This window comes from Amycolatopsis granulosa, assembly GCF_011758745.1.
Classification (GTDB): domain Bacteria; phylum Actinomycetota; class Actinomycetes; order Mycobacteriales; family Pseudonocardiaceae; genus Amycolatopsis_E; species Amycolatopsis_E granulosa.
Map to the genome: position 1 here is coordinate 5,316,089 of NZ_JAANOV010000001.1, position 19,400 is coordinate 5,335,488.

Here is a 19,400-nt window from a genome sequence, read left to right on the forward strand (position 1 = left end):
GGGTTCGTTGCCTGCCGTCAGCGTGATCACGGCTGTCCACCACGGAGGTCACCACTACCTGCGGGAGGCCTACGCCTCGCTGCGGGCGCAGCAGCTGCCGCCGGGCTGGGTGTGGGAGTGGTGCCTGCAGGAGGACGGCGACACCGGTCTGGTGGCCGAACTGCTGCCCGACGACGACCGCATCTCGGCCGGCACCGGGCTGCCCGCGCGCGCCGCTGTGGCCCGGACCATGGCGCTGTCCCGGGCGACGGGGGAGATCGTGCGCACCCTCGACGCGGACGACGTGCTGCTGCCGGGCGCGCTGGCCCGCGACATCGCGGCGCTGGGCCGGACCGCGTGGTGCACCTCGGCGTGCGTGGACCTGCTGCCCGACGGCACCTTGCGGCCCGGGCCGTTCGACCCCCCGGGCGGTCCCGTCGAGCCGGGCCGGTTCCACGCCGAGCAGCTCGCCGACCGGTTGTCGGTGCAGGCCAACACCTTCGCCGCGCACACCGGGCTGGTCCGCGCCCTGGGCGGCTGGCCCGCGCTCACCGGGGCGGAGACGGTCGGGCTGCTGCTCGCGGCCGAGGCCGTGGCGCCGGGGGAGTTCATCGCCGAGCCGAGCGTGCGCTACCGCAAGCACGACGCGCAGACCACCGCGGACGACCGGTACTGGGACAAGGCGGAGAGCGCGGCCCGGCTGGAGAGCGTGCTGGCGCGCGCGCAGGCGCTGCGCCGCGCCGGCTGGCGCTGGACCCCCCCGTCCACAGCGGACGCTAGACGTCGTAGCTGAGCGCGAACTCGTAGGGGTGCGGGCGCAGCCGCAGCGGGGTGATCTCGGTGTCGCGCTTGAAGGCGATCCAGGTGTCGATCACGTCCTCGGTGAACACGCCGCCCTCCAGGAGGAAGTCGTGGTCGGCCTCGAGCCGGTCGATCGCCGCCTCCAGCGACGCCGGCACCTGCGCCACGTCCCGCGCCTCCTCCGGTGGCAGCTCGTAGAGGTCCTTGTCGATCGGTGACGGCGGCTCCAGCTTGTTGCGCACCCCGTCCAGCCCTGCCATCAGCATCGCGGAGAACGCCAGGTACGGGTTGCCCGAGGAGTCCGGGCAGCGGAACTCGATGCGCTTGGCCTTCGGTGAGGAACCGGTGACCGGGATCCGCACGCACGCCGACCGGTTGCGCTGGGAGTACACCAGGTTGATCGGCGCCTCGAAGCCCGGGACCAGCCGGTGGTAGGAGTTCGCCGTCGGGTTGGTGAACGCGAGCAGGCTCGGCGCGTGGTGCAGGATGCCGCCGACGTAGTGCCGGGCCAGGTCGGACAACCCGCCGTAGCCGGACTCGTCGTAGAACAACGGCCCGTTCTCGTCCCACAGCGACTGGTGGCAGTGCATGCCCGAACCGTTGTCGTTGAACAGCGGTTTCGGCATGAACGTCACCGTCTTGCCCTGCTCCCACGCGGTGTTCTTCACGACGTACTTGAACAGCTGCAGGTCGTCGGCGGCGTGCAGCAGGGTGTTGAACCGGTAGTTGATCTCGGCCTGCCCGCCGCTGCCGACCTCGTGGTGCGCCTTTTCCACCTCGATGCCCACGGCGGCGAGGTAGCGCGCCATCCGGTCCCGCAGGTCGGCGAAGTGGTCGCGCGGCGACACCGGGAAGTAGCCGGCCTTGAACGGGGTCTTGTAGCCGAGGTTGCCGCCGCCCTCCTCGCGGCCGGTGTTCCACCAGCCCTCGATCGAGTCGACCGCGTAGTACGCGGTGTTTTCCACATTGCGGAACCGCACCGAGTCGAAGATGTAGAACTCAGCCTCCGGCCCGAAGAAGGCGCGGTCGGCGATCGTGGACTCGCTGATGTACTCCTCGGCCTTGCGGGCGATGTTGCGCGGGTCGCGGCTGTAGGACTCCCGGGTGAACGGGTCGTGCACGAAGAAGTTCATCATCAGCGTCTTCTCGGTGCGGAACGGGTCGATCCGCGCCGTGTACGGGTCGGGCAGCAGCAGCATGTCCGACTCGTGGATGGACTGGAACCCGCGCACCGACGACCCGTCGAACGCCACCCCCTCCTCGAAGGCCGCGGCGTCGAAGGCCGCGGCCGGCACCGTGAAGTGCTGCATGATGCCGGGCAGGTCGCAGAACCGGACGTCGACGAACTCCACGTTCTCGTCGGCGATGAACCGCAGGACCTCTTCCGCGTTGCCGAACATGGCGGACTCCTTTGCGCTTCCGGAGGAGTTCCAGGGTCCTCGCGTCGCCGGGGAGGTTCAATGGGTGGATGACATCGACACGGGTCACCGGGTTCGTGCGGGCACCGCGCGCGGAGGTCTACCGGGCGCTGGTCGACGCCGCCGCGGTGGCGGTGTGGCGCGTGCCGGACGACATGACCAGCCGGGTGCACTCCTTCCAGGCGCGGGAGGGCGGCCGGTTCCGGATCTCCCTCGTCTACGACGACGCCGGCCGGGCGGGCAAGTCCGGCGCCCGCACCGACACCTATTCCGGCTACTTCGCGGCCCTGGAGCCCGGGCGGCGGGTGGTGGAGGTCATCGAGTTCGACAGTCCGGATCCGGCGTCGCGGGGCACGATGACCATGACGACCACCCTGGCCGACGCCGACGGCGGCACCGAGGTCGTGATCGAGCACGAGGGCCTGCCGGCCTCGGTCGCCCCCGCCGACAACGAGACCGGGACCCGGATGGCGCTGGCCAAGCTCGCCGCGTTCGTCGAAAACCGGCGCTGACCGGTACCGGCGTCAGATCACGTACTGGGCGAAGGACTTGCGCACCTTGTTCACCTTCGGCAGCGCGACCGCCAGGCAGTAGCCCTGCCCGGGGTTCTTGGCGAAGAAGTCCTGGTGGTACTCCTCGGCCCGGTGGAACTCGCCCAGCGGCTCCAGCGTGGTGACGATCTCGCCGTCCCACCACTCGCTCGCGCGCTTGATCGCGGCCTCGAACTCGGCGCGCTGGGTGTCGTCGGCGTAGAACATCGCCGACCGGTACTGGGTGCCGACGTCCGCGCCCTGGCGGTTGAGCTGACGGGGGTCGTGCAGGGTGAAGAACACGTCGAGGATCGCCTCGGCCGGGATCACCCCGGGGTCGAACGTGACCGCGACGGCCTCGGCGTGCCCGGTCCGCCCGGTGCAGACCTGCTCGTAGGTGGGCTGGGCCGTGTCGCCGCCGGTGTAGCCGGACACCACGTCCTGCACCCCGCGCAGCGTCCGGTAGACCGCGTCCAGGCACCAGAAGCACCCGCCGGCCAGCACGAACGTCCGCATCTCGCATCACCTCTCACCGAGTGGTCCGGATAGCCCGGCCTGCCCCCGGGCCAACCCCGGGCACCGGTCCAGTATTCCGCTGCCCGGACCGGTCAGCCGGCCGCCGCCCACGGCGTGCGGTCCAGCCCCGGCAGCAGCTGCGCGAGGCGCCGGCCGGCGCCGGGCCGGAGGGTGAGGGTGCGGCCGTCCGCGTCGACGTCGACGATGCCCTCCGCGCGCAGCCCGGTCAGGATCGCGTGGCCGAGCGCGCCGCCCAGGTGCGGGCGGCGCAGGGTGCGGTCCAGGCAGCTCGTCGCCGTCTTGCGGCGGCTCGCGGACAGCGCGGCGGGGTCGATCCGCCAGCGTCCGAGCACCTCGGCGGCCCGCGGGCCGAGCTCCAGCTCGTCGGTGTCGTCGCGGCGGCGCAGCGCGTCCGCGGCCAGCAGGTGGTCGAGGACGGCGACGCCGAGGCGGCCGGCGGCGTGGTCGTAGCAGAGCCGTTCCGGCGGCGCGACCGGGCTGGGCAGCGGTAGCGCTCCGCCGGCGTAGTCGGCCAGCGCGTCGAGCACGACCGTGATCGCGGGGTCTTTCAGCCGGTAGGTGACGTGCCGCCCGCTCTGCTCGGTGGTGACCAGCCCGGCCTGGCGCAGCTTCGCCAGGTGGTTGCCCAGGCGCGCCGGGGTCACGCCGAGCACGTCGGCGAGCTGGGTCATCCCGTGCGGCCCCTCGTGCGCGAGCAGTTGCAGCACGGTCAGCCGGATCGGGTCGGCCAGCTCACGGGCCAGCCCGGTCACCGTCGCCACCACCGGTTGCTCGGCGCTGGTCCATCCGAGGGAGGTCACGGGACCGAACTCTACCATCGACTTTCACATTTCACGGATACGTGATAGATGTCGGTCATGCAGATGCTGCGCCGGTACTGCCGCGACCAGATCCCGCCGCCCGGCCCGTTCCGGGTGCTGGCCCTCGGCGGGCTCGTCACCACCGCCGGCGGGGGCGCGTGGTACACGACGTGGGCGGTCTACTTCACGACCGTCGCCGGGCTGTCCGCGCCGCTGGTCGGTGCCGGCCTGACGGTCGCCGGTGGCGCGGGCCTGCTGGCGGCGACGCCGGTCGGCGCACTGGCCGACCGGCTGGGGCCACGGGAACTGCTGATCGCCCTGATCGCGGTGGACGGCGTGTCGATGGCGGCGTTCGTGTTCGCGCACCACGCCGCCGTCTTCCTGGCGGTGGCGCTGGTCAACACCACCGCCGACCGGGCGATCGCCGGGGTCCGCACCGCCTACGTCGCCGAGCTGGCCGGTGAGCAGACCCGCGTCGCGCACCTGGCCCGGCAGCGGGTCGCGAGCCACCTGGGCTACACGATCGGCGCCGCGGGCGGAGCGGTCTGCCTGACACTCGGCAGCCCGGCCGCGTTCCACGCGCTGATCGCGGTCGACGCCGCTACCTCGCTGGCCTACGCCGCGCTGCTCACACGGGTGCCGGCGGTGCGGCCGGCCGTCCGGGAACGCCGGCCCCGGTCCCCGGTCGCCGACCCGGCCTTCCTCGCGGTGGTGTCGTCGACCGGGCTGCTGTCGCTGTGCTGGGGACTGGTTTCGACGGCGCTGCCGCTGTGGCTGGTGCGGGGCACCCACCTGCCACCCGGTCTCGCCGGGGTGGTGGTGATCGTCAACTCGCTCGGCGTGGCCCTCCTGCAGGTCGTCGCGAGCCGTGGCTGCACCGGCGTGCGCGGAGGTGCCGTGCGGGCGGCGTGGTCGGGTGCCGCGCTCGCCGTGGCGTGCCTGCTGTTCGCCGCCACGAGCGGTGGCAGCGGGGTCCTCGCCGCCGGCCTGGTTCTGCTCGCCGCGGCCGCGCACCTGGCCGGTGAGCTGTGGTTCATCGCCGCCAAGTGGGCGCTCACGCTCGATCTCACCCCGCCCGGCGCGACCGGCCGGTACCAGGGGCTCGCCGCGTCCGCCCAGGCCGGGGCGCAGATGCTCAGCCCGGCGCTGATGACGCTGCTCGTCGGTGCCTGGGGGCAGCCCGGCTGGTTCGTCCTCGCCGCGCTGTTCCTGGCCGCCGGCGGGGTCACGTTCCCGGCGGCGCGGTGGGCCGTGCGCACCCGGCCGCGCCTCACCGCACCCAGCTGAACGAAGCGCCGCCGTGCCCCGGCTTGCGTCCGCCCGCAATTGTGTTACCTTGGGTAACTGTAAATCGAGGTAACAGGCAAGAGGTGTCAGGGAGGGTGCCATGACCAGCGTCGGGACGCACGAGCATGCGGACACCGGGCAGCCTGACCGCGAATCGGTCGCGCAGCGGTTGCTCGACTCGTCCGAGACGTTGTCCTACGACCCCGTCAAGGAGGTCGACTGGGACACCCCGCTGGACACGAGCTACCACGGCGCGAGCCCGGAGTGGAGCACCCTCTACGGGACCGCGTACTGGGCCGAGATGACGCCCGAGCAGCAGCGCGAACTGACCCGCCAGGAGGCCGCGTCGGTCGCGAGCACCGGCATCTGGTTCGAGATGATCCTGCAGCAGATGGTGCTGCGCGACTTCTACGCCAAGGACCCCACCGACCCGGCGTTCCAGTGGGCGCTCACCGAGATCGCCGACGAGTGCCGCCACTCGATCATGTTCGCCCGTGGCGCGGCGAAGCTGCGCGCCCCGGCCTACCGGCCCCGCCGCCTCGCCGTGGAGCTGGGCCGGGTCTTCAAGTCGACCGCTACCGGCGAGGCCGCCTACGCCGCGATCCTGGTCGCCGAAGAGGTCCTCGACGTCATGCAGCGCGACTGGATGCGCGACGAGCGCGTGGTGCCGTTCGTGCGGACCATCAACAACATCCACGTGGTCGAGGAGTCGCGGCACATGAAGTTCGCCCGCGAGGAGACCCGCGAGCGGCTCAAGGGCGCGGGGCCGCTGCGCCGCCAGTACAACGCGCTGGTCGTGTCCATCGCCGCCTACTTCATCGTGAGCAGCATGGTCAACCCGGAGGTGTACGCCAACGCGGGCCTGGACACCCGGCGCGCGCTGCGCGAGGCGAAGGCCAACGAGCACCACAAGGCGATGCTGCGCTCCAGCTGCGCCGGCCTGATGGAGTTCCTGAACTCCGCCGGGCTGCTGACCAGGGCCGCGGCCGTCTTCTACAAGCGCGCGAACCTCCTCTGAGACGTCATGGCCTTCGCGATCACCCAGACCTGCTGCACCGACGCGTCGTGCGTGGCGGTGTGCCCGGTCAACTGCATCCACCCGGCCCCGGACGAGCCGGACTTCGGCACCACCGAGATGCTCTACATCGACCCGCGCAGCTGCATCGACTGCGGCGCCTGCGCCGATGCCTGCCCGGTCGAGGCGATCTTCCCGGTGGAGGGCCTCACCGAGTCGCTGCGGCCCTACGCCCGGATCAACGCGGCGCACTTCGACGCGGAACCGGTGGCCGCCGACCCGGCGCCGAACTTCCACGCGTGGGGTCCGCCGGTGTTCGACCGCGCCATCCCCAGCGACTTCCCTGCGCTGGACGTCGCGGTGGTCGGCACCGGCCCGGCCGGCATGTACGCGGTCGAGGACCTGTTGCTGCACACCAGTTCCCGCGTCACGCTGATCGACCGGCTGCCGGTCGCCGGCGGGCTGGTGCGCTACGGGGTGGCGCCCGACCACCCGTCCACCAAGAAGATCGGGGAGACCTTCGCCCGCTACCACCACCATCCCCGGCTGCGCCTGCGGCTCGGGGTCGAGGTGGGACGCGACGTCACGGTGGACGAGCTGGCTCGCCGCCACGACGCCGTGATCTACGCGGTGGGCGCGTCCTCGGCGCGGCGCCTCGGGATCGCGGGGGAGGATCTGCCCGGCAGTGTCGCGGCGACCACCGTGGTGGCCTGGTACAACGGGCACCCGGACGCCCCGCCGGATCCGGTCGACCTGGCGGCCGGCCGGGTCGTCGTGGTCGGCACCGGCAACGTCGCGCTGGACGTGGCGCGCATCCTGACCACGGACCCGCGGAAGCTGGCGGGCACCTCGATCTCGCCTGCCGCACTGGAGCGGCTGAGGTCGAGCCGCGTGCGCGAGGTGGTGGTGCTCGGCCGCCGCGGCCCGGAGTCCGCGGCCTACACCACGCCGGAACTGCTCGCGCTCACCCGGCACGAGGACATCGAGCTCGTGGTCGACGCGCACGACCCGCGGGTCACCGAGGCGATCGACACCGCGGAGCGGGCCGCGCTGCTGCGCGACCTCAAGCAGGAGACCGTCGACTGGGCCGCGCCGCCGCCGGAGTCCGGGAAGCGGCGCATCGTGCTGCGCTTCCACTCCGCGCCGGAGGAGATCCTGGGCGCGGACCGGGTGTCCGGGCTGCGGGTGGCCGGTGACGTCGTGATCCCCGCGGGTGCTGTCGTGCGCGCCGTGGGGTACCGGGGCACGCCCCTGCCCGGGCTGCCCTTCGACGAGGACAGCGGCACCGTTCCGCATGACGGCGGACGCGTGGCGCCCGGGACGTATGTGGTGGGCTGGGTCAAGCGGGGACCGTCCGGCGGGATCGGCGCCAACAGGGCGTGCGCGCACGAGACGGTGAGCAGCCTGCTCGACGACGTGATCGCCGGGCGGCTGCCGGCGAGCGGCCGCACACCGGGGCCGCTGTCCCGCCTGGCGCGCCGCTCGTGGGCGCGCGCCGGGCACGAGCGGCGCTGACGCGGCGGATCGCCACCGGGTCAGCCCAGTCGTTCCTCGAGCCGGACGTGCACGGTGTCGCCGGTGTCCTTGCCGATCGCCCGGCGCACCCCGGCCCGCACCGGTAGTTTGTGCGTGCCGTCGCCGAGCGCCATGAACGAGCTGCGGAACGGGTGCCCGTCGATGGTGCCGCGGATCTTCACCAGCCCGCGGGTGCCGAAGTAGTCGGCGGAACCCGGCATCACCACGTAGGTCCAGCCGCCCTTGGCGGGACTCTTCCGCAGGGTCGCGTCGAACTCCTTGTCCAGTGCCGGCATGGCGTCCTCCTCGCGCTCGGTTTCCCATTGTCACCGGAGACGTCGAAACCGGCGCCGGTGTTTCGACACCGGAACCCGGCCGGGGCGGGCGCCGTTGTGACGGCAGGGGTGATGTGGATGGACCCGTACGCGGTGCTCGGCGTCCCCCGCGACGCGACGCCGGCCCAGATCAGCGCGGCCTACCGGCGGCTGGTGCGTGAACTGCACCCGGACGCCGCCGATCCCGACCCGGAACGGCTCGCCGAGGTGCTGGCCGCCTACCGCGCGCTGCGGGAGCGGCCCGTTCCGGTGGCACCGCCGCAACCAGCCCGGCGGGTGCGGCGCCGGCCCTCCCCCGGGGAGCCGGACATCCGCGCCGGCCCGGTCCGCTGGGAGCGGTAGCGAATCGACTCTCCTTTTCCGCGGTTGGCCGCATCCGGTTGAATGTGTGCGCAACCGACATACTGGGGAAATAACGTGAAAAGAATTCGCCACCTGCTGATGGTGGTCCTGCTGGCGTGCGGGCTGCTGGCCGTGACCGCGCCCGTCCACGCCGAGGACCTCGCCGACCGCGCGCCGACCCCGTCGCTGGCGTGGGCCGGCTGCGGCGATGGCTTCCAGTGCGCCACGGCCCAGGTGCCGCTGGATTACCAGCACCCCCGCGGCCGCACCATCGACCTGGCCCTGATCAAGCTCGCCGCCGCCGATCCGGCGCGGCGGATCGGCACGCTGTTCGTCAACTTCGGGGGACCCGGGCCCTCCGGGGTGGACCGGTTGCGCGGCCGGGCGAAGTGGCCGTGGTTGTTCTCCGACGAGCTGCGGGCCCGCTTCGACCTGGTGGCATGGGACTCGCGGGGCGTGGGCGCCAGCACGGCGGTCCACTGCTTCGCCACCGAGCGGGAACAGCAGGACTTCTTCGCGGCGTTCCCCGCCATGCCCGGGGACCCCGCCGGGGAGCCCGCCTTCTTCACCGCCTCCCGCGATCTCGCCGACCGGTGCCAGGTGCGGGCGGGCGATCTGCTGCCGCACACCTCGAGCGTGGACACCGCGCGTGACCTGGATCTGCTGCGCCGCGCGGTCGGTGACGCGAAGCTGACCTACCACGGCATCTCCTACGGCACCCACATCGGCGCGATCTACGCCAACCTGTTCCCGAACCGGGTGCGCGCCCTGGCCATGGACGGTTCGATGGACTTCCAGGGCAGCGCCGGCGGCCACGGTGACGCCGGCCGCAACCTGCCCGTCGACACCAGGCAGGACGTCGCCACCGGTATCGCCGGCACCTTCGAGCAGTTCCTGAGCCGGTGCGCGGCCGCCGGTCCGCGGTGCGCGTTCGCCTCGGGTGACGTGCACGCCAAGTGGGGCACCCTCGCCGAGCGCGTCCGGCGCGAGCCGGTCACCATCACCGTCGACGGGCAGCCCGTCACCTACGACTACCCGGCGCTGATCTCCGCCGCGTCGGATCTGTCCAAACCGGAGGATTGGCCGGCGCTGGCGCGGACGCTGCAGCAGCTCTACGACACGCCGGGAAGCGCTTTCCGGACGCGTTCGGACGCCTACTCGGACAACAGCACGGAGGCGTTCAACGCGATCCAGTGCGCGGACAGCGTGGTGCCGCGGAACGAGGCGGTCTACAGCCGCCTCGCCGTCAGCGAGGACAAGCGCGTGCCCTACTTCGGCCGGGTCGGCGTGTTCGACATGATGTCGTGCGCGTACTGGCCCCAGTCGGCGGTGCACCCGTACACCGGGCCGTGGAACCGGCCGACCGCGAACCCGATCCTGGTCATCAACTCCCGGTTCGATCCGGCGACCCCGCTCGCCGGGGCGATCGACGGCCTGCACGAACTCGCCGACGCACGCCTGCTGGTGGTCGAGGGCGCCGGGCACAGCACGATGTACGTGCACAGCACCTGTGCGGAAAAGGTCAAGCGCGAGTACCTGATCGCGGGCACGCTCCCGGCGCAGGGTGCGACCTGCGGGATCGACGGGGGGCCGTTCGGCTAGGCGGCTCCCGCCTCGCCGGGATGTCGCTAGTATCGCGGCATCGGTGTCGATCTCCGCACGGGGGGAAGCAGGCAGGAATGACGAAGTCCCGGTTCGAGCAGTTCCCGATGGAAGGCGTCGACCTGGATCACCCGAACGTGGCCCGGGTGTACGACTACTACCTCGGCGGCAAGGCCAACTACGCGGTCGACCGGGTCTTCGCCGAGAAGGCGCTGGCGGCCTTCCCGTTCGTGCGGCCCGCGGCGAAGGCGAACCGGCTGTTCCTGCACCGCGCGGTGCGGTACCTGGTCAAGCAGGGGGTGCGGCAGTTCGTCGACGTCGGGTCGGGCGTGCCCACCATGGGCAGCACCCACCAGGTCGCCGACGAGCTGGACGACACGACGCGCGTGGTCTACATCGACAACGAGCCGGTCGCGGTGGCGCATTCGCAGATGCTGCTGGAAAAGGGCGGCGACCTCGGCCGGCACGGCGTGATCCAGGCCGACCTGCGTGATCCGGACCTGCTGTGGCGCAAGGTCGCCGAGACCGGTGTCGTCGACCTCACGCAGCCGGTCGCGCTGTTGCTGATCGCGGTCCTGCACGTCACCCAGCCCGGTCCGGACGGCACCGACGTCGGCCCGACCGCGGTGGCGCGCTACCGGGATCTGCTCTCGCCGGGTTCGTACCTGGTGCTCTCGCACGGCACCGCGGACGGGGTGCCGGAGAACCGGGCCCGGGAGATGGCCGAGTTCGGCAAGATGTACGACGCCACCGCGACACCGGTGATCTGGCGGCCGCGGGCGGAGATCGAGGCGCTGTTCGGCGACCTGGAGATGGTCGATCCCGGCGCGACCTGGACGCCGCTGTGGCACCCGGAGGAGAACGGCGACCACGCTCCGGACGTCCAGTTCGCCGAGCCCAACGACTCGGTGGTGTGGGCCGGGGTGGCGCGCAAGCGCTGAACCCGGCCGTGCGAGCCGGGGCCGGACGGCGTGTCCGATGCCGCGCTCGACCTCGGCGTAGACCGCGGCGGAGCGGACAGCTCCGCGGGTCATGGTTCGACCTGGGCCGGGAACATGATCGTGGCCAGGAGGTGCCGTCTGCGGTCGGCGGACGGCTTGTGGTCGAGGCGCTTGCGGATAGCGGCAATGAGGTCGTCGTAGAGGGCTTCCTTCTCCGCATCGTCGAGCCAGAGTGGGACCTGCCGATAGGTCACCATGTCCGCTGTCGGGTCGGCGCCCCTCCCGCCGAGGTACACCTCGAACTCACCCAGCAGCGACGCGATCCCCGCCGCGAAGCCGCGGCGGTGGTCCTCGTTGCTCATCGCTGCTGCCGCGGCGCCGTCGATCACCGTTCGCGATCGGTGCAGCCGGTAGGTTCGCTCGACCGCGCCTGCTTTGCGCTCCTCGCCGTCGACCTCGATCAGCCCAGATTCGACCAGCAGCCCGACATGCCGGTACATGGTCGCCTTCGGGACGTCCGGCAGCCGCTCGCGCAACTGCGAGGTGGTGAACGGCCGGCCGTCGAACACGGCGTTCACGATCCGCAACCGGATGGGATGCAGTATCAGCTGAGTGATGTCCATTGCCACATGGTCCCATGATTGATACCGTTCTCAAACATGAGACAAACTGAGGGTGGTCTCCCGTCCCTGGGGCAGCACGTCGACGCCGCCGGACACCGGTTGTGGGTCCACCGCTCCGGCACCGGCGGCCCTGCTGTCGTGTTCCTGCCCGGTGCGGGCGCGATCGGGTTGGACTACCTGCTTGCCCACGAGCGGATCGCCGAGTTCACCACGTCGATCATCTACGACCGCGCGGGGACCGGCTGGAGCGAGGACACCGCGCTGCCACGCTCGCTCGACGAGGTCACCGATGAGCTGCGTGCCCTGCTGCGGGCCGTGGAGGTGCCGCCGCCGTACGTTTTCGTCGGCCATTCCCTGGGCGGCGCCTACACCCAGCGTTACACCCAGCGGTTCCCCGGCGAGGTCGCCGCACTGCTCCACCTCGAACCGCTGCACCCCGACTACGACGACTACATGCCCGAGCACCTGAAGCTGTCCGCCGGCAGCACGGCGGAGGTGCCACTGCCGGAGCTGACCGACGACCTCGTCGCCCTGGCCCGCGCCCAGTTCGAGAGCGGCATGCTCGACGCCTTCCCCGACGGCATCCGCAGCGAGCTGATCGGCAAGCACACCAGCCCGGACAGGCTGCTCACCGGGGTGCGCGAAGGCGCGAACGTCCTGGCCCTGTTGGACGAGCTCCGCGCCGGTGGCCCGGTGCCGGACGTGCCCGTGATCGTCCTGTCCGCCACGGCCGTCGGTGCTGAACAGATGATCTTCCAGTCCGAGGACAACCTTCGCGAACAGGTCGCCGGCAGCCAGCGCCTGTTCGAGGCGATCACCGCCGCAACCCCGCACGGCGAACACCGTGTCCTCGCCGACGCCTCACACATCACGATCCCGATGGTCCGGGCGGACGCGGTAGCCGACGCCGCACGCGACCTGCTCAACCGCATCCAGGCATCCGAGATTTTCGCCCTGCGGGCGCGGGCGGACAACGGGGACGGCGACGCGATCGACGAGCTGATCGAGCTCGCGACCGAGCAGGGTGACATGAACGAGCTCCGGCGCCTCGCCGATCGCGGCAACTCCGACGCAGCCGACCAGCTGATCGAACTCGCCACCGAGCGCGATGACACGAACGAGCTGCGCCGGCTCGCCGAACTGGGCAACACCACCGCCGCCCAGGTGCTGTCGGAGCTCACCGCCGAATAGACGACGGAGCTGATGCCCTCGCCCTCGCGCGCGGAAGCCCCGGCTCGGCACGGCCGTCACCGGCTCCGACTGCTCCGCCCGCCGCCCTACGCGGGCCGCCAGCCGAGTTCGGGCCCCAGCTTGGTCGCGATGTCGGTCAGGATCTGCACGTAGTCGTCGTGGGCGAAGGTGAACGGCAGCGCGAACGCGACCTCGTCGACCTCGCGGAAGGCGGGATCGGCGTGCAGCCGGCCGGCGATCTCGGCGGCGGTGCCGACCAGGTCGGGGGCGAACAGCAGGCGCCTCGGGCCCTGCGGCGCCGCCGTGCGGGGTGTGCGTGCCGCCGCGTACTCGGCGTACTTCGCGCGCTGGCCGGGGGTGGCGGAATCGGTGGGGATGACGACCAGGCCCTGCGAGACGCGGGCGCGGGCGCCGTCGGGGTGGTGCTCGCGGAACGCCCGGATCAGGGACAGCTGGATGTCGGCGAAGCGGGCCGGCTCCTGCGCCTGGACGACGTTGCTGGTGAGGAAGTTCAGGCCGTGCTCACCCGCCCACCGCGCCGAACGGAGGCTGCCGCCGCCGTACCACAGGCGGCCGGCCAGCCCGGGGGAGTGCGGCTGCACGCGGTCGGAGTAGACCTCGAAGCCCTCGGCGCCGCGGACGGTGGTGACGGGTTCGCCGCGCACGGCGTCGAGCAGGCGGCGCACCCGCGGGTAGCCGAAGTCCTCGGCGTCGGCGGTGTCCGGGTACAGGGCGTGCTTGACGTCCTCCCAGTGCGTGGGCGGGCCGGCGGACAGACCGGGGTTGAGACGGCCGCCGGAGAGGATGTCGACGGTCGCGAGGTCCTCGGCCAGGCGCAGCGGGTTCTCCCACCCCATCGGGATGACGGCGGTGCCCAGCGCGATGCGGTGCGTGCGCTGCGAAGCGGCGGCGAGAACCGCCACCGGCGAGGAGATGCCGTACTGCAGGTGCCGGTGCCGCACCCAGGCGCTGTCGAACCCGAGCCGCTCGCCCAGTTCGATGATTTCCAGTGTGGACTCGTGGCCCGCGCGCGGGTCGGCCTCGTCGAACAGGCCGATGGTGAGAAAGCCCAGCTTCCGCAGGGGCTGCGAGGGCAGTGGCACGTCGTCCTCCCGGGGTGCGTGCGCCCGATTCTGGCAGCGCGGCCCGGGTGGACGGCGAGCTTCTCACAGGGTGGTCGCCGTGGGCGGCGGGCGTTCAGCGGGCGCCGACGACGTCCGGCACCGGTGCCGCCTGCGCGGGTGCCGGCGGCAGCTCGGCGTCGAAGCGGGTGAACTCGAACCGGACATCGCTTCGGTCCGGGCCGCACGGCGTGGCCGTGATGACGCCCGCCGTCTCCACCGCGGACAGCTGCGCCAGCAGGCGCGCCAGCCGGCCGGGCGCGGCGAGTGCCTCCTCGTCGGTCTGCACCACCGTGCGGTGCAGTGGCCCGTTGTCCAGCGGGACCGGCAGCGCCACCGTCAGCAGCCAGCGCCCGGGCTTGCCGGACAGCGACGGGGTGCGGTGGTTGGCGATCCCGACGACCTGATCGGCCCGGACCAGCCCGTCACCCAGCGTGCGGATCCAGACGTTCTCCAGAGCCATCTCTCAAGCCTCCAGTTCGGTTTCCGTCGGATCGGTCGGCTCGCCCAGCCGGCGCCGCAGTTCCGCGTTCTCGGCGCGCGTCTCGGCCAGCTGGTCCTCCAGCCGGACGATCCGCTCCGCCGCGGCGAGGGTCATCCCGTCGTCGAACAGCTCGCGGACCCGCGCGGCCAGCCGGAGCTGGCGGCGCGAGTAGCGGCGGTGGCCGCCGGACGAGCGGTGGGGCTGGACGACGTCGGCGGCATCGAGGCTGCGCAGGAACGCCGGCTGCACGTCCAGCGCATCCGCCGCCTGCCCCATGGTCCAGGCGGGGTAGTCCTCGTCCTCCAGCTTGTCTATAGCCACACCTCGATTCTATCTGTTGCCCCTGCTTGACTCAATCTATAGTCGGAACTATAGATATTCGCGGGAGGTGAATGCAGGTGTTCCCGGTTCTCGACCCGCAGAGCAAACCGGCGCGGGGCCTGCGCCGGTACGTCGGGCTGATCGAGGAACTGCTCGGACTGAGCGGGCAGGGTTCCTGCGTGCAACTGGACGCGCCGCTGAGTGCCTACCTCGCGATCGACGGGCACGTGCCCGCGTTCCCCGATCGGGACGTGGCCTTGCTGTGGGACGAGCGGTACGGCTGGGCCGTGGCGGTGGAGGCCCGCTGCGGTGAGGACCTGCTGGTGCTCGGCTACCTGGGCGGCCCGGTGGTACCGGCGCCGCGCGTGGTGGCGCGGTACGTGCGGCGCGTGCTGGACGGCGGGCCGGCGGGCAGCCCGGAGCCGGAGGTGGTCCCGGCGCCGGATCTGCACGACGAGCTGGCGGCGTACGCGCCCGTCGCCGAGGCGGTGCTGGCGGTGGGTTGACTCGCGCCGCGCGTGGCCCGGCCGTTTGCGCCACCGCTGGACGTGCCTCACTCCGGGTCCTGGAGCGCGTCGTCCAGTGACGGCCGGACGTCCAGCAACTCCCGCAGACCCGTGAACGCCGGTGCGCGGCGCACGGCCGGCCCGGCCACCACCCGCAGCCGGGCCGGCGCGGCCTCGCGGTGGGTGGTCGCCAGCAGGCCCAGCCCGCTGGAGCTGACGAACCGCAGTTCCGACAGGTCCAGCACGAGCAGCCGCGGCCGGTCCACCAGCGCGAGCCGGATCAGGCGGCGCAGCTTGGGCAGCGTCGCGAGGTCGAGTTCGCCGGTCGCGGTGAGCACGACGTCCGGGCCGCGGTGCTCCGCGGACACCGTCATCGTGCGCGCGGGCGCGGCCAGTCCGGGATCGTCGCTGGGTGGTGCCATCCGCCCATCATGCCCACGGAGCCCGGATTCGGCAGCGGAGTCGTGACACCGCCGGACGACCCCTTGCGGGGCGGGTTTGCCCTGGGGTCACCGGGGTATCGGCGCAGGGGGAGTGCCTTCCTTGCGGGACAACAGGAACAGCACGGTCACCGCGACCAGGCACACTCCGGCGGCGACGGCGAACGTACCGAACAGGGCACGCGCACCGCCCGCGCCGATCGCGATTCCGCCCAACGTGGGACCGAAGAACGCGCCCACGAACGAGGTTCCGTTGGACCAGCCGAGTGCCGCGGCGCGCGCGGGCGCCGGGAACACCGTGGATGTCGTGGTGTGCACCAGGTTCATCGTCGAGTGACCGCCGATGCCCATCAGCGCGATGCGCAGCGCGGCGGTCACCGCACCGCTGGGCAGCGTGAGCATCCCGGCCAGGCCCGCGATCGTGCACGTGCCGGTGACGACGGCGATCCGCGCGCTGCCGCGGCGGTCGGCGGCCCACGCTGTCCCGAACGAGCCGAGCACGGCCGCTCCGGTCAGCGCGAACGTGAACAGCAGCGCACCGCGCAGCGAGAACCCGAGGTCGATCATCGCCTGCGCCGCCCACACGTTGAGCCCCTGCCAGGCGATCATGTTCGCGATGACCGCCCCGGCGACCGCGAGCGTGATCCACCTGCCGCGGCCGGCGACGAGGGCGGCGAGCTTGCGGCGGCCACTCCACGCCGGTTCCGTCGCCGTCCGCGCCGGGCCGGCCGGGAACCGCAGCGGCGCGAGGACGGCGAAGATCAGCACGCTGAGCGCGGTACCGACGGCGAACATCGCGCGCCAGCCGAACGCGGGCAGCACCGGGATCGCCAGCAGCGCCGCGACGACCCCGCCGAGCGGGATACCGGCCATGGTGATGGTCACGACCAGCGACGCGCGCCGGGCAGGCGCCTGGTCGCGGGCGATGGTCATCGCGGTGGTCAGGGCCGCGCCGACGCCGAGGCCGTTGAGCAGCCGCGCGAACCCCAGCATCGTGCCGTTCGTGGCGACGGCGAAGGCCAGTGCGCCGAGGCCGAAGACCACGACGCCGGTGCCGAGGGTGCTCTTGGCGCTGGTGCGCTCGGCGAGCACGGGTGCGAGCAGCGCGCCCAGCACCGCGCCGAGGTAGACGACGCCACCGATCAGCCCGGTCTCGCTGTCGGTGATGCCCAGGGAGGGGTCGGCCAGCAGCAGCGGCACCACCGAGCCGTAGACGATGAGGTTGTACCCCTCGATGACGGTGACGATCGTGCAGACGGCGACGACGACGTGCCGTGATGCCGCGGACGCCCCGGTGCGGGGCGGGTAGGCCAGCTTCATCGGTGTCCCTCCGGCGGGTGGTGGCGGTCTCAGGGTGCGGTCGCGGCCGGTCCCGCAGAACCGGTCCGTCCCGGTTCCCGGGACAGCAGGCACGCCCGCCGCAGGTCCAGGGCCGCGGCCACGTCGATCTCCGCGTTCACCCGCCGCAACCCGCGCACCACGGCCGCGAACTTCCCCGCGAACGCGTGGCTCGGCATCACCACCGCGACCGCCTGCCACGTCCCGCCGGGTCCGGGGCGGGTGGTGGCCACCGCGGAAATCCCCTGATCGTGTTCCTCCAGGTCCACCGCCACGCCGGTCCGGCGCACGGCCGTCAGTTCGGCGAGCAGCACGTCCCGGTCGGTGATCGTCGCCGGGGTGAACCGGTCCAGGCGCGGCGGCAGCAGCTCCGTCACCCGCGCATCCGGCAGCCGGGCCAGCAGCGCCTTGCCGATGCAGCTGGCGTGCAGCGAGAAGCTCTTGCCGACCTGGGTGACGCCACGCAGCCGCGCCGGCGCGGCGATCTGGTCGACCACCACGACCTCGCGCCCGCTGAACACGGCGAGCTCGACCCGCTCGTGCAGCTCGCGCGCGAGCACGACCAGGTCGGGCCGGGTCGCGGCGAGCAGCCGCAGGTGGCTGTTCATGCCGAACTTCAGCAGCGCCGGCCCGAGCACGTACCCGGACTGGTCCGGCTCGTGCGCACGCACCACGTACAGCTCGCGTTCCAGGCACTGCAGCACCCGGTGCACGGTGGACCGCGGCAGTCCGGTGCGGACCGCCAGTTCGGTGACGGTCAGACCGTGGCGGCTTTCCGCGAGGGTGTCCAGCACCAGCGTGACCCGCGCGAGATCGGCCATCTCAGCGGGTCCGGGTCACGGTCAGCGAGCGGATGCGCCACCCACCCTCGGCGTCGGGCAGCGCGTATTCGCCCAGGGTGGTGAGTCCGGGATCGGGGTGGAACACCCGGCGAGTGTAGTGAGGCGACCACACTGCGCGACCGCGCGGCTGCACGATCAGGCTGCCCACCTCGTGCCGGTGCGCCGCCGGGCCTTCGCGCTCACCCGTTCCGGTCCTGCCAGGCACGCACGTACGCGCGCCCGTAGTCGTTGCCGTGCGGGGTGCGCAGCACCGTGTGGATGTGGAACGGCTTGGGCGCGTCGTAGTCGAGGAACACGCCGCAGTGGTGGTCCAGCTCGGCGATCAGCACCGGGGACTGGATGCGGTAGTAGAACACGTCCCCCGGCTCGTGCCCGCCGATCCAGCAGAACCACGTCCGGTCCAGGTGCCCGCGCACCTCGCGCATCCGGGCCGCGCGCGGCCCCGCGGGCAGCAGCGACACGAACGACCCGGCGATCGCCAGCGCGATCTCGCGCGCCGCGGGCGGCATCGCGGCGACCCGGATGCCCTCGGCCGGGATGACCCGGTTGTCCTGGAAGGCGCCGGCGAGGTGCCGCTCGTCGCCCGGGTGCACCCGGCCGGGCGGCATCGCCGGGTCCACCATCCGCTCGTACACCACGGCCGCGCGCCGCTGGTCCGCCGGCAGTGCCGCCATCAGGTCGGTGCCCAGGCGGATCCGGTCGGTGCAGGCGGTGGTACCGGCGTGCGGGCCCTCGTCGATCTCGTTCGGCTCGGCGCCGAGGAACACCGGACTGACCACCATCCGTCCCGCCACGACCAGGCAGTTGACCGCGCAGTGGTGCCCGGACAGCTGCCAGCCCCACGGCCGCACCGGATGCGGCTCGCCGTAGAGGGCGATGTGGTAGCTGAACTCGTTGAGGATGCTCGTCAGGCCGACGACCTCGCCGAGGAACCCGTTGATCCGCATCACGTCCCGTACCAGCCGGAAGCCTTCGGGCGACAGCGAGGCCCGCACCAGCTCCAGTGCGGCCCGCTGCACCTCCGGCGGCTGGAATTCCAGCCGGACGCCGGTGTCGAACTGCAGGAACTCCCGGTTGGCCCAGGTCTGCCACTCGACCGCGTCCACCGCGTACCGCAGTTTGCCGCGGCCCTCCTCGTCGAGGGCCGACTCCAGGGCGCGGGCGGCGGCGATCATCGCCTGGACGGGTGCCTCTTCGCCGGGCCGGGCCGGCTCGAACGGGTGAACCTCGGGGTGCAGGCTGCCGTCCTCGGTGACACCCCGGAACTCCCGCAGCTGCAGCGGCCGCCAGCCGCGGATCAGGCCGCCGGTGAACGGGTCGGTCTTCGCGGCCTCGGCGTAGGCGTAGGCGTCCATGCCCTGGATGCTCGTGATGCGCGGGGAGTCCGGCGGGAACAGGTAGCGGCGGAATTCGGCGGGGGACACCGGCGGCT

The 19,400-nt window shown here is 72.4% G+C and carries 22 protein-coding genes; 10 read left to right on the forward strand and 12 right to left on the reverse strand.

Annotated features, from left to right (window positions below):
- Positions 1 to 22 precede the first annotated feature (22 nt).
- Positions 23 to 772 (forward strand): glycosyltransferase, encoded by a 750-nt coding sequence (locus tag FHX45_RS26125; RefSeq protein ID WP_208406134.1) that lies wholly within the window; start codon positions 23 to 25, stop codon positions 770 to 772.
- On the opposite strand, the gene glnA is transcribed toward FHX45_RS26125, so the two are convergent.
- On the reverse strand, positions 756 to 2,180 hold the full coding sequence (gene glnA / locus FHX45_RS26130; protein ID WP_167107326.1) for a type I glutamate--ammonia ligase: 1,425 nt from the start codon (positions 2,178 to 2,180) through the stop codon (positions 756 to 758). The two genes, FHX45_RS26125 and glnA, sit on opposite strands and share 17 nt — an antisense overlap.
- 68 nt (positions 2,181 to 2,248) lie before the next feature.
- Here glnA and FHX45_RS26135 point away from each other — a divergent pair, with 68 nt between their 5' ends.
- Positions 2,249 to 2,710, forward strand: a complete 462-nt coding sequence (locus FHX45_RS26135; protein WP_167107329.1) for an SRPBCC domain-containing protein — start codon at positions 2,249 to 2,251, stop codon at positions 2,708 to 2,710.
- Between the two features lie 12 nt (positions 2,711 to 2,722).
- On the opposite strand, the gene msrA is transcribed toward FHX45_RS26135, so the two are convergent.
- Positions 2,723 to 3,244 carry a peptide-methionine (S)-S-oxide reductase MsrA gene (gene msrA, locus FHX45_RS26140; protein WP_167107331.1) on the reverse strand — a complete coding sequence of 174 codons (522 nt, stop codon included), beginning with the start codon at positions 3,242 to 3,244 and terminating at the stop codon, positions 2,723 to 2,725.
- A gap of 92 nt (positions 3,245 to 3,336) precedes the next feature.
- Positions 3,337 to 4,065: a metalloregulator ArsR/SmtB family transcription factor gene (locus FHX45_RS26145; protein ID WP_167107334.1), complete on the reverse strand. Its 729-nt coding sequence runs from the start codon at positions 4,063 to 4,065 to the stop codon at positions 3,337 to 3,339.
- 48 nt (positions 4,066 to 4,113) lie between these two features.
- Here FHX45_RS26145 and FHX45_RS26150 point away from each other — a divergent pair, with 48 nt between their 5' ends.
- The 3 genes from FHX45_RS26150 to FHX45_RS26160 all read left to right on the forward strand — a co-directional run bounded on the left by FHX45_RS26150 (position 4,114) and on the right by FHX45_RS26160 (position 7,882).
- The gene (locus tag FHX45_RS26150) at positions 4,114 to 5,352 is read left to right on the forward strand and encodes an MFS transporter (RefSeq protein WP_167107337.1); all 1,239 of its coding nucleotides are present in this window, start codon (positions 4,114 to 4,116) and stop codon (positions 5,350 to 5,352) included.
- 100 nt (positions 5,353 to 5,452) lie between these two features.
- Positions 5,453 to 6,370, forward strand: coding sequence for an AurF N-oxygenase family protein (locus FHX45_RS26155; protein ID WP_167107340.1), 918 nt, complete (start codon positions 5,453 to 5,455; stop codon positions 6,368 to 6,370).
- A 6-nt stretch (positions 6,371 to 6,376) separates the two neighbouring features.
- The gene (locus tag FHX45_RS26160; RefSeq protein WP_167107343.1) at positions 6,377 to 7,882 is read left to right on the forward strand and encodes an FAD-dependent oxidoreductase; all 1,506 of its coding nucleotides are present in this window, start codon (positions 6,377 to 6,379) and stop codon (positions 7,880 to 7,882) included.
- Positions 7,883 to 7,902: 20 nt separating this feature from the next.
- Here FHX45_RS26160 and FHX45_RS26165 read toward each other — a convergent pair whose 3' ends face one another.
- Positions 7,903 to 8,178, reverse strand: coding sequence for a DUF1905 domain-containing protein (locus FHX45_RS26165; protein ID WP_167107346.1), 276 nt, complete (start codon positions 8,176 to 8,178; stop codon positions 7,903 to 7,905).
- Positions 8,179 to 8,295: 117 nt separating this feature from the next.
- Here FHX45_RS26165 and FHX45_RS26170 point away from each other — a divergent pair, with 117 nt between their 5' ends.
- The 3 genes from FHX45_RS26170 (at position 8,296) to FHX45_RS26180 (ending at position 11,102) form a co-directional block, all read left to right on the forward strand.
- On the forward strand, positions 8,296 to 8,559 hold the full coding sequence (locus FHX45_RS26170) for a J domain-containing protein (protein WP_167107349.1): 264 nt from the start codon (positions 8,296 to 8,298) through the stop codon (positions 8,557 to 8,559).
- A gap of 75 nt (positions 8,560 to 8,634) precedes the next feature.
- A complete protein-coding gene (locus FHX45_RS26175; RefSeq protein WP_341771618.1) occupies positions 8,635 to 10,161 on the forward strand; it encodes an alpha/beta hydrolase in 1,527 nt (508 codons plus the stop codon).
- Between the two features lie 77 nt (positions 10,162 to 10,238).
- Positions 10,239 to 11,102, forward strand: coding sequence for an SAM-dependent methyltransferase (locus FHX45_RS26180; protein ID WP_167107352.1), 864 nt, complete (start codon positions 10,239 to 10,241; stop codon positions 11,100 to 11,102).
- Positions 11,103 to 11,191: 89 nt separating this feature from the next.
- On the opposite strand, the gene FHX45_RS26185 is transcribed toward FHX45_RS26180, so the two are convergent.
- The gene (locus FHX45_RS26185; RefSeq protein WP_167107355.1) at positions 11,192 to 11,725 is read right to left on the reverse strand and encodes a helix-turn-helix domain-containing protein; all 534 of its coding nucleotides are present in this window, start codon (positions 11,723 to 11,725) and stop codon (positions 11,192 to 11,194) included.
- 36 nt (positions 11,726 to 11,761) lie between these two features.
- Between FHX45_RS26185 and FHX45_RS26190 the strand changes: the two genes are divergently transcribed.
- Positions 11,762 to 12,916: an alpha/beta fold hydrolase gene (locus tag FHX45_RS26190; protein ID WP_167107358.1), complete on the forward strand. Its 1,155-nt coding sequence runs from the start codon at positions 11,762 to 11,764 to the stop codon at positions 12,914 to 12,916.
- An 86-nt stretch (positions 12,917 to 13,002) separates the two neighbouring features.
- Here the strand turns inward: FHX45_RS26190 and FHX45_RS26195 are convergent, their stop codons facing one another.
- The 3 genes from FHX45_RS26195 to FHX45_RS26205 all read right to left on the reverse strand — a co-directional run bounded on the left by FHX45_RS26195 (position 13,003) and on the right by FHX45_RS26205 (position 14,797).
- The gene (locus tag FHX45_RS26195) at positions 13,003 to 14,019 is read right to left on the reverse strand and encodes an LLM class flavin-dependent oxidoreductase (RefSeq protein WP_167107361.1); all 1,017 of its coding nucleotides are present in this window, start codon (positions 14,017 to 14,019) and stop codon (positions 13,003 to 13,005) included.
- Between the two features lie 94 nt (positions 14,020 to 14,113).
- Positions 14,114 to 14,500: a hypothetical protein gene (locus FHX45_RS26200; protein WP_167107364.1), complete on the reverse strand. Its 387-nt coding sequence runs from the start codon at positions 14,498 to 14,500 to the stop codon at positions 14,114 to 14,116.
- A gap of 3 nt (positions 14,501 to 14,503) precedes the next feature.
- The gene (locus tag FHX45_RS26205; RefSeq protein ID WP_167109479.1) at positions 14,504 to 14,797 is read right to left on the reverse strand and encodes a helix-turn-helix domain-containing protein; all 294 of its coding nucleotides are present in this window, start codon (positions 14,795 to 14,797) and stop codon (positions 14,504 to 14,506) included.
- A 122-nt stretch (positions 14,798 to 14,919) separates the two neighbouring features.
- Here FHX45_RS26205 and FHX45_RS26210 point away from each other — a divergent pair, with 122 nt between their 5' ends.
- Positions 14,920 to 15,348 carry a DUF6292 family protein gene (locus FHX45_RS26210; RefSeq protein WP_341771619.1) on the forward strand — a complete coding sequence of 143 codons (429 nt, stop codon included), beginning with the start codon at positions 14,920 to 14,922 and terminating at the stop codon, positions 15,346 to 15,348.
- Positions 15,349 to 15,395: 47 nt separating this feature from the next.
- On the opposite strand, the gene FHX45_RS26215 is transcribed toward FHX45_RS26210, so the two are convergent.
- The 4 genes from FHX45_RS26215 to FHX45_RS26230 all read right to left on the reverse strand — a co-directional run bounded on the left by FHX45_RS26215 (position 15,396) and on the right by FHX45_RS26230 (position 19,392).
- Positions 15,396 to 15,770 carry an STAS domain-containing protein gene (locus FHX45_RS26215; RefSeq protein ID WP_243869230.1) on the reverse strand — a complete coding sequence of 125 codons (375 nt, stop codon included), beginning with the start codon at positions 15,768 to 15,770 and terminating at the stop codon, positions 15,396 to 15,398.
- Positions 15,771 to 15,857: 87 nt separating this feature from the next.
- Positions 15,858 to 17,108, reverse strand: coding sequence for an MFS transporter (locus tag FHX45_RS26220; protein WP_167107370.1), 1,251 nt, complete (start codon positions 17,106 to 17,108; stop codon positions 15,858 to 15,860).
- Between the two features lie 29 nt (positions 17,109 to 17,137).
- A complete protein-coding gene (locus FHX45_RS26225) occupies positions 17,138 to 17,947 on the reverse strand; it encodes an IclR family transcriptional regulator (RefSeq protein WP_167107373.1) in 810 nt (269 codons plus the stop codon).
- Positions 17,948 to 18,147: 200 nt separating this feature from the next.
- The gene (locus FHX45_RS26230; RefSeq protein WP_208406136.1) at positions 18,148 to 19,392 is read right to left on the reverse strand and encodes a DUF3500 domain-containing protein; all 1,245 of its coding nucleotides are present in this window, start codon (positions 19,390 to 19,392) and stop codon (positions 18,148 to 18,150) included.
- Positions 19,393 to 19,400 lie beyond the last annotated feature (8 nt).

What these genes read in the sequence shown, in the direction of transcription:
- glnA (WP_167107326.1), bottom strand. Translation starts at nt 2,180, where the DNA reads ATGTTCGGCAACGCGGAAGAGGTCCTGCGGTTCATCGCCGACGAGAAC.
- FHX45_RS26135 (WP_167107329.1), top strand. Translation starts at nt 2,249, where the DNA reads ATGACATCGACACGGGTCACCGGGTTCGTGCGGGCACCGCGCGCGGAG.
- msrA (WP_167107331.1), bottom strand. Translation starts at nt 3,244, where the DNA reads ATGCGGACGTTCGTGCTGGCCGGCGGGTGCTTCTGGTGCCTGGACGCG.
- FHX45_RS26150 (WP_167107337.1), top strand. Translation starts at nt 4,114, where the DNA reads ATGTCGGTCATGCAGATGCTGCGCCGGTACTGCCGCGACCAGATCCCG.
- FHX45_RS26155 (WP_167107340.1), top strand. Translation starts at nt 5,453, where the DNA reads ATGACCAGCGTCGGGACGCACGAGCATGCGGACACCGGGCAGCCTGAC.
- FHX45_RS26160 (WP_167107343.1), top strand. Translation starts at nt 6,377, where the DNA reads ATGGCCTTCGCGATCACCCAGACCTGCTGCACCGACGCGTCGTGCGTG.
- FHX45_RS26165 (WP_167107346.1), bottom strand. Translation starts at nt 8,178, where the DNA reads ATGCCGGCACTGGACAAGGAGTTCGACGCGACCCTGCGGAAGAGTCCC.
- FHX45_RS26170 (WP_167107349.1), top strand. Translation starts at nt 8,296, where the DNA reads ATGGACCCGTACGCGGTGCTCGGCGTCCCCCGCGACGCGACGCCGGCC.
- FHX45_RS26180 (WP_167107352.1), top strand. Translation starts at nt 10,239, where the DNA reads ATGACGAAGTCCCGGTTCGAGCAGTTCCCGATGGAAGGCGTCGACCTG.
- FHX45_RS26185 (WP_167107355.1), bottom strand. Translation starts at nt 11,725, where the DNA reads ATGGACATCACTCAGCTGATACTGCATCCCATCCGGTTGCGGATCGTG.
- FHX45_RS26190 (WP_167107358.1), top strand. Translation starts at nt 11,762, where the DNA reads ATGAGACAAACTGAGGGTGGTCTCCCGTCCCTGGGGCAGCACGTCGAC.
- FHX45_RS26200 (WP_167107364.1), bottom strand. Translation starts at nt 14,500, where the DNA reads ATGGCTCTGGAGAACGTCTGGATCCGCACGCTGGGTGACGGGCTGGTC.
- FHX45_RS26205 (WP_167109479.1), bottom strand. Translation starts at nt 14,797, where the DNA reads ATGGGGCAGGCGGCGGATGCGCTGGACGTGCAGCCGGCGTTCCTGCGC.
- FHX45_RS26215 (WP_243869230.1), bottom strand. Translation starts at nt 15,770, where the DNA reads ATGGCACCACCCAGCGACGATCCCGGACTGGCCGCGCCCGCGCGCACG.
- FHX45_RS26220 (WP_167107370.1), bottom strand. Translation starts at nt 17,108, where the DNA reads ATGAAGCTGGCCTACCCGCCCCGCACCGGGGCGTCCGCGGCATCACGG.
- FHX45_RS26225 (WP_167107373.1), bottom strand. Translation starts at nt 17,947, where the DNA reads ATGGCCGATCTCGCGCGGGTCACGCTGGTGCTGGACACCCTCGCGGAA.